Source organism: Mesorhizobium sp. M7A.F.Ca.CA.002.09.1.1, assembly GCF_003998555.1.
In the GTDB taxonomy this organism is placed as follows: Bacteria; Pseudomonadota; Alphaproteobacteria; order Rhizobiales; family Rhizobiaceae; genus Mesorhizobium; species Mesorhizobium ciceri.
Genome location: NZ_RZRR01000633.1, coordinates 1 through 3,401, shown reverse-complemented (window position 1 = coordinate 3,401; position 3,401 = coordinate 1). Strand labels below are relative to the sequence as shown.

Genomic DNA, 3,401 nt, shown 5'->3' with positions numbered 1-3,401 from the left:
TTTATCCACCTTCCTTTCCAATAATTTGAGACAAGATTGGTAGCGTCCACAGTCAAAGGTGGGCGTTATGAAAAAGCAAAAATCGGTTCCGGGGAAAACCGGGCTCCAGATGCTCCTGCTGGCAATCGGGCTTGTCGGCCTGGCGGGGCCGTCATTCGCCAGCGATATCCCCGCACCCGGCAGGCCCCAGGAGAAGGTCCAGACGCCGCCCTGTCTCGGCGGTGTTTCACTGACGAGGCCCCAGCCCTGGCAGCCTGCGGACGCTTACCGGATCGGCATGGTCACCGGCAGCTATGGCCCGGATGTCGGCCGCGGGGACGGCTCGTCAACGGCGCGAGATGACGCCGGGATAGATCCGGTGCAGACCGCGTCGATTATTCCAGGGGTCTTCGGATCGGTTGCCTTGTCCATGCGCAATTTTCCCGTCGCGGCGCGCTGGGCGCCTGTCTACCGGGCAATCACCGCTTGTTCGGCAGGCAGCCCCTGCGAGCACAAGAGCACGGCTTTTGCCGGCATGATCGCTGCCGCTCAAGGCAAGGGATTCAGCGAGAAGCTGTCCTTCGTCAACAGCAGCGTCAATCGCCTGATCGCCTACAGGAAAGACAGCGTCGTCTACGGCAAGCTCGACTATTGGGCGAAGCCTTCGGAGATTCTCGAGCGGCGAGCCGGCGATTGCGAGGATTTTGCCATCCTCAAGATGACGGCCCTGCTGAGGGCCGGCATTCCGACGCAAAGCATGGCGCTTGTCGTCCTCCAGGATCGCAAGAGAGGCTTCTTTCACGCAGTGCTGTCGGTGAGCACAGGCAGCGGCACCTTCATTCTCGACAGCCTCAGCAACACCGTTATGCGTGACAGCGATCTCCCGGATTACGTCCCGCTCTATTCGTTCAGCACGGACCGGGCCTGGATCCACGGTTCAAGACCGGGCGGCGCCCAGATGGCCGACATCAAGGGCGGTTTCGCAACCGTCGCACCCGGCGAAGGTTTTCAGCCATAGGGTTTCGGCCAGTCCAAGCCATAGGTTCTCGCCAAAGACTGGCGGGCATTCAGCCGCCGAAGACGAACGCCATCAGCAGCTCCGGCTCGAGCACCGGGGCCCGCACCGCATTCAATTGCCCCCGGTATCGACGGTCACCCGCGCCGATGACAAAACCGGTGGCCACCGGCGATTCGCCATTGGCGTCGAGCCGCGTGAAGATGTCGGCCACATTGAGGTCCAGCGCCAGCTTGAGGTCGTGCCGTGCGTCATCGCTTGGGGCGATCGGCAATTGGCGCTTGACCAGTTGCTGGAACGGCGCGTTGAACGACAGGATCTTCTTCGAAGAAGCCAGGGCAAAGGCCGGAGACGGGCACGCGACCAGTATGGCGTTGATGGTGTTGATCGATGCAAGCCTTCGCAAGGTCAGGTTTTCGTCCCCCAACCCACGCATGCAGGCCACCCTGATCGCGGATGTCAGATTGCCTGTCTGGGCCTGGCTTTCGGCGATCTCGTCGATGAGCATGCCGATCGTGCACTTCCTGCTTTCGGCCATCTGCTTCAGCGACATCCAGAATGCCCGCTCCAGACGAATGCCGCGCCGTATGCCACCGCGCGCCACGACCCGAAACTCCAGCCCGAAATCCTCGGCGGCGACTGGCGCAAGCAGCCGCTCGCGATCGGAATGATGAGGGCTGGCGCTACCGCTCACTCATCGCCTCCTCGCGCGCCTTGTTGATCGGCTTCAGGAGGTAGTGCAGGATCGTCTTGCGCCCGGTCTTGATGTCGACCGAGCAGATCATTCCGGGGATGATCGAATAGGCCTTGCCGTCTCTTTGAAGGGTCGATTTGTCCGTCGCCACGCGCACCTGATAATAGGGCTCCCCCGTTTTCTGATCGACCAGGCTGTCGGCTGTGATGTTGGAGACCTTGCCCTCGATGCCGCCGAAGATCGAGAAGTCATAGGCGGTGACCTTGATAAGGGCTTCCTGGTCGGGCCGGATGAAGGCGACATCCCGCGGCGAGACCCGTGCCTCCACCAGCAACGTTTCGGAGGTTGGCACGATGCCGGCCACGACGGCGCCAGGCTGGACGAAGGCGCCGACCGTGTTCAGCTCCAGCGTGTTGACGATGCCGTCCACGGGAGACCGGATATCGGTGCGCGCGACCTTGTCGGTGGCTCCCCTTATGGTCTCATCCACCACCGAAAGGTCCGCCAGCGCCTGGGTAAGGTCGTCCAACGCCTCCTGCTGCAATTGCAGGCCGAGTTCCTCGACCTGAAGCTGAGCTTCCGTGATCGACGATTTGATCTTCTTTATCGTTTCGCCGGCAAGGTTCAGCTGGCCGTTGAGTTCGGTCTGTTCGCGCTCTACCCGGAGCTGCTCGGTCCTTGCCATCAGGCCTTTCTTGACCATCGCGTCGACGAGTTTTGCCTCCTGGTCGCTGACCGCCAGGTTCTTGGTAAGACGATCGGAATTGGCCTCCGCCTCGGCAAGTTCCTTCTCGCGCTGATCGAGGCGTGACTTGAGCACGGACAGCTTGTTGTCGAAGTTCCCGCGCCGGGCGATGAGCAGCTTCTGTTCATTGTCGCAGATTTGCGGAGCGACCGACTGGATGTCCTGCGGGCACGGAAATGGGCCCGAGAGATTGCCGGCCTGTTCGTATTTCAGCCTTGCTATGCGCACTTCCAGCGCGCGCGCCTTGGCCTGCTGCTCGCCAAGGCTGGACGTGTTGAGCGTGTTGTCCAGGCGGATGATGAGATCGTTCTTCTTGACGACCTGGCCGATCGTCACGGCGATTTCCTGAACCACACCGGCCTCGCTCGCCTGGATGATCTGGGTCTTGGAAGCAGGTATGACCTTGCCGTCGCCGCGTGCGATCTCATCGACTTCGGCAAAGGACGCCCAGGCGACAAAAACGACGAAGAGCGCTCCGATGATGAATATGGACGCCGACGCAAACAGCGGCGGCCGATCTTCCCTGGCAAGCATTTCCCACGCCCCAACGCATTGGATGCAGCAATAATTGTTTTGTCAGGCGCTTGTTTTCTGCAACGCCTGTATGACTTGGTCCTTCGGTCCGTCGGCAACGATTTTGCCCTGTTCGATAACGATCAGGCGGTCGGCCAGTTCAAGCATGCTGAACCGATGTGTGGAGACGATCAGCGTGGTGTCGCGGTCAAAGGCGACTTTGAGCTGCTTGATCAACTGGCGTTCGGAAGCAAGATCCATCGAGCCCGACGGCTCGTCCAGAAAGACGATTTTCGGTTTGGTCAGCAGCAGGCGCGCGATCGCCACCGTCTGCCTTTGGCCGCCGGAAAGATTGGTGCCGCGCTCGCCGACATTCATGTCGTAGCCGCGCGGGTGGCGTGAAACGAAATCATCGACGCCGGCAGCCTTTGCCGCTTCGATGATCTGTTCGTCTG

4 protein-coding genes are annotated in these 3,401 nt (G+C 61.0%); 1 reads left to right on the top strand and 3 read right to left on the bottom strand.

Translation table 11 applies throughout. The features are described 5' to 3' along the window. Window positions 1-67: 67 nt before the first annotated feature. On the top strand, window positions 68-997 hold the full coding sequence (locus EN994_RS23510) for a transglutaminase-like cysteine peptidase (RefSeq protein WP_063168900.1): 930 nt from the start codon (window positions 68-70) through the stop codon (window positions 995-997). A 49-nt stretch (window positions 998-1,046) separates the two neighbouring features. On the opposite strand, the gene EN994_RS23505 is transcribed toward EN994_RS23510, so the two are convergent. The 3 genes from EN994_RS23505 to EN994_RS23495 all read right to left on the bottom strand — a co-directional run. Then, on the bottom strand, window positions 1,047-1,688 hold the full coding sequence (locus EN994_RS23505) for a ribbon-helix-helix domain-containing protein (RefSeq protein ID WP_024502654.1): 642 nt from the start codon (window positions 1,686-1,688) through the stop codon (window positions 1,047-1,049). After that, a complete protein-coding gene (locus tag EN994_RS23500) occupies window positions 1,678-2,967 on the bottom strand; it encodes an HlyD family type I secretion periplasmic adaptor subunit (RefSeq protein ID WP_063168901.1) in 1,290 nt (429 codons plus the stop codon). Before EN994_RS23500 ends, EN994_RS23505 begins: the two co-directional genes overlap by 11 nt. A 42-nt stretch (window positions 2,968-3,009) precedes the next feature. After that, window positions 3,010-3,401: ATP-binding cassette domain-containing protein (locus EN994_RS23495; RefSeq protein WP_127307837.1), on the bottom strand; the 392-nt coding region annotated here is incomplete at its 5' end.

What these genes read in the sequence shown, in the direction of transcription:
- EN994_RS23510 (WP_063168900.1), top strand. Translation starts at nt 68, where the DNA reads ATGAAAAAGCAAAAATCGGTTCCGGGGAAAACCGGGCTCCAGATGCTC.
- EN994_RS23500 (WP_063168901.1), bottom strand. Translation starts at nt 2,967, where the DNA reads ATGCTTGCCAGGGAAGATCGGCCGCCGCTGTTTGCGTCGGCGTCCATA.